The sequence below is a fragment of the Psychrobacillus sp. genome (assembly GCF_056205495.1).
Genome location: NZ_JBAEAP010000458.1, coordinates 1 through 3,767, shown reverse-complemented (window position 1 = coordinate 3,767; position 3,767 = coordinate 1). Strand labels below are relative to the sequence as shown.

The 3,767-nt window shown below is 39.3% G+C and carries 5 protein-coding genes; 3 read left to right on the top strand and 2 right to left on the bottom strand.

Annotated elements, in window-relative coordinates; genetic code table 11:
- On the bottom strand, positions 1-1,676 hold a 1,676-nt coding region (locus AC06OU_RS13305), incomplete at its 3' end, for an efflux RND transporter permease subunit (protein WP_475856376.1).
- 278 nt (positions 1,677-1,954) lie between these two features.
- Positions 1,955-2,383 carry an N-acetyltransferase family protein gene (locus AC06OU_RS13300; RefSeq protein WP_475856374.1) on the bottom strand — a complete coding sequence of 143 codons (429 nt, stop codon included), beginning with the start codon at positions 2,381-2,383 and terminating at the stop codon, positions 1,955-1,957.
- A 150-nt stretch (positions 2,384-2,533) separates the two neighbouring features.
- Here AC06OU_RS13300 and AC06OU_RS13295 point away from each other — a divergent pair, with 150 nt between their 5' ends.
- The 3 genes from AC06OU_RS13295 to AC06OU_RS13285 all read left to right on the top strand — a co-directional run.
- Positions 2,534-2,998 carry an SAM-dependent methyltransferase gene (locus AC06OU_RS13295; protein WP_475856373.1) on the top strand — a complete coding sequence of 155 codons (465 nt, stop codon included), beginning with the start codon at positions 2,534-2,536 and terminating at the stop codon, positions 2,996-2,998.
- Positions 2,999-3,067: 69 nt separating this feature from the next.
- A complete protein-coding gene (locus AC06OU_RS13290; protein WP_475856372.1) occupies positions 3,068-3,418 on the top strand; it encodes a VOC family protein in 351 nt (116 codons plus the stop codon).
- Between the two features lie 56 nt (positions 3,419-3,474).
- On the top strand, positions 3,475-3,767 hold a 293-nt coding region (locus AC06OU_RS13285; protein WP_475856370.1), incomplete at its 3' end, for an MgtC/SapB family protein.

Genomic DNA, 3,767 nt, shown 5'->3' with positions numbered 1-3,767 from the left:
ATCATTTCTGACTGCACTTCCTCGGCAGCTGTGCTCGTTGGATAGGTTAACGTGACGGTAATATAATCGGAAGAGGAACTATTGACTGCTCCTTTTGGTATTAAAAAGTATGTTCCGATGGAGCCCAAAAATAATGCTGCGGAAATCAAGAAGATAACCCACTTATGATTTAACGACCAGGTGACAAGCTTTGGAAAACGAGTAGCAGCTTTATGCTCCGGTAACTTCGTGTTCTTCAATAAGCTAGCACTCATGATAGGGACAACTGTTAAAGCAACTAATAGAGAGGCTAACAGCGAATAGGTAACAGTTAGAGCAAAAGGAAGTAAAAAATCCTGTAATGAACCATTTAATAAGCTCATTGGAAGAAAGACAGCCACAGTCGTTAATGTCGAGGCTGTAATGGCTACTCCAACCTGCTTTGTGGCATCAATCACCATTTGAACACTAAACTTTTCGGACTGCATCTTACGAAAAATATTTTCTATAACTACTATGCTGTCATCCACTAATCTGCCTACTGCAACAGCGACACCACCAAGTGTCAGGATGTTTAATGTAACACCAGATAGTGATAACAAAAACAAAGTCAGGCATAGCGATAGAGGAATCGAAATAATCGTAATAAAGGTAGAACGAATGTTACGAAGGAATATCATGATTAAAATAGTCGCAAACAACGCTCCAAGTAAAACTTCCTTCATCATCGTGTGGACAGAATTTTGAACCAAGTCCGAGGAAGAAACATAAATGACGGATTCTTGCTGCGTATACTTTTCGTTTAAATCCTTTGTTACTTTTTCAGCTTCCTTGCTGATCGTCACTGCATTGGATGTACTATCCTTTGTAATACTCATATCCAGTGTATCCTTGCCATTAAAATGACTCATAAAAGCTGAATCGGTTGCTTCCTGAATATTAGCGATGTCCTCCAGTGTTACTTCAGGTAAAATTGTCATTTGCTTTAACTTCTCTAAGCTGGTTACGTCACCGATGACTTTAATATTACTGACTTGACCGTTTACCGTCTTCTCTCCAACAGACACCGCAACATTTTGTCCTTGAAGAATAGTTAATACTGATTCAACCGGAATTTGATTCTCCTGCATTTTTTCCATATCCAATTGAACCGAAATCGTTGATTCATGTGCCCCGTATAAATCTACGCTAGAAATTCCTTTGATCTGCTGATAACGTGAGATGAGCGTGTTCCTTGCAAATTCCACATTTTCAGTCGTTAGCCCATCCTCAAAGGTAACAGCGATATTCACAATAGGGATCATAGACGTATGCAGCTGGGAAACTACTGGCTTCGCTATACCGGAAGGGAAGGAAATGTGTGCTAAAGCTTCTTGTACCTCCTGTTTTGCCTGCTTCATATCGTATCCAGATTCATATACGATGTCTATATGTGAATATCCATCCCCTGTTCTGGAATAGATAGAAGACTTCCCATTTATACCGTTTAATGCTCCTTCAATAGGACCAGTCACCTCGGTTTCCATTGTTTTTGCATCTGTTCCTGAGCCCATCGTAATAATGGTGACCTGTGGGTTATCCGCTGAAGGTAAAAACTCCATTGGCAAACGAAAGTAACTAATCACCCCAATTACTAAAACTAATACGGTTAATACAGTTATTGCTGCTTTGTTGCTAAACGCCCACCTGGTTAACATTGACACACTTGACTCCTCCTTTTAAATGAAAACAATGTGTATGAGTGCATCTAGGATGTATTTTCCTTCTGATTGTATAAAAATGGGAAGAGTACCACATTGTTCGTGAGGATGAATTGTTACTAAGACCAGGGGCTGAAACGGATGTAATACTTCAAGTGAGTGAGCCGAAAAGTGAGCAGAAAGATTCCCGGCCTCAAGCATGGTAAGTCGGTGAGATGCAAAAAGCTCCAAGCATGGATCGCTTGGAGCTTTAGGTGATTTAGTTTAACAGGATATCATAATTTAACTTCCATTATACAATTAACTTCTTGGAATCCGACCTTCTTATATATCTCTTTGGCAAAGTTGGAGGCAAAAACATTTAATCGGACTGCTCCATAGCCTTGTTCTTTAAAATAGGAGTTCCCTTCATGAATAAGGATTTTAGAAAGCCCTTTTCCTCTATGGGCGAGCAGAACATAAATTTCATATATAAACCCATACTTGTTGTCAGTAAAATAGTCTGTGTTTTCACCTAACATGATCCAGCCTTGAATAGCTTCCTCTTCTTTAATAACTAAATAGAAGCCTCCTTTATCTATAACGCCTTGAAACATAGCCATTGCCTTCTCTTCACTGATCTCTAGTTGCGTTGCATCATATGTAGAGCTTACTGCATGAGAAAGAATAAATGAGATATCCTCTTTCGTTGCTTTTGTAATCATATAAATCCCCCCTTTATCCTATTTTATTTCCACAAGATTTGGTCATAATCCTTTAATGCACTCATTTAAAATAACTATCACCTCGCATAACAAATTAGTAATGTATCACTTATGTATAGTTTGCTATGCTTGTTTAAAGGGGGAATATTTATGCATACATTTCACGTTAGCTCTATTGGAACAGTACATAACACTAGAAAAACTCCGGAGGATGATTATTGGGGGGAGGTAGTTTCTGAAATCAGGTTAAACGATGATTGGGATGAGAGCAGTCTAGATGGTATTGATGCTTTTAGTCATGTGGAAATAATTTTCTTGTTTCACCTTGTTTCTGACGATCAAGTTCAATATACTGCTAGGCATCCAAGAAACAACACGACTTATCCGAAGGTAGGTATATTCGCGCAGCGAGGTAAGAATCGCCCAAATAAAATAGGGCTTACTACAGTTGAATTGGTTGAACGGGACGGGATAACGATTTTTGTCAAAGGGTTAGATGCGATAGGTGGGACACCAGTGCTAGACATTAAACCTGTGATGAACGAATTTCTTCCAAAAGGGAAAGTGGAGCAGCCAAAATGGGCAACCGATTTAATGATGAATTATTGGGAGTAAGGTTTAAAAAGGACTTAAGCGTCCGATAGCGAATAAAAGAAAGAGTACAGTTTATTTAGGAGGTATCATATGAGTATAATCGAACGAATTGATACGGTCTGCTTAAAGGTGCGGGATATTAATACCGCTAGCAGCTGGTATCAGGAGATGCTAGGACTGGAGGAACAGTATAGGGAGGACCACTATGCCATTTTGAAAATTGGAGAAAGTGGTGTACCCTTGACTCTTGAAAAGGGAGAGCCAAATGGTGGAGGAAATAGTACATATCCAATCTTTTACTCTTCTAGTATAGATGAAGCGCATAAAACATTATCCAGTCGAGGAGTAAAGGTCACAGATATACAGCAGGATGGCCTAAACACCTATTTTGAGCTGTATGATGTGGATGGGAACAAATCTCAAGTTTGTTACTGGAAATAAGAATGCTCTAAAAGGCATGTAGTAAAAAGAACAACTTTTAAAGGGTGGAATGCAAATTGGACTTTGTCACATCATTATTTAACTCACATTATGATCTATATATAAGATTAGCAGTAGCCACATTCATAGGTCTGTTAATAGGGCTAGAGAGGGCTATTAAGCACAAGCCTGCAGGGATTCGTACGCATATTTTAGTATGTCTCGGTTCTACACTGGCGATGAGCTTATCTACCTTAAACCAAGGACCTTATATGGATCCCATGCGATTAGCAGCTCAAGTTATTAGCGGCATCGGCTTTCTAGGAGCAGGAGTTATTTGGGTGGATAAGGATAACGTGAAACGAGGTCT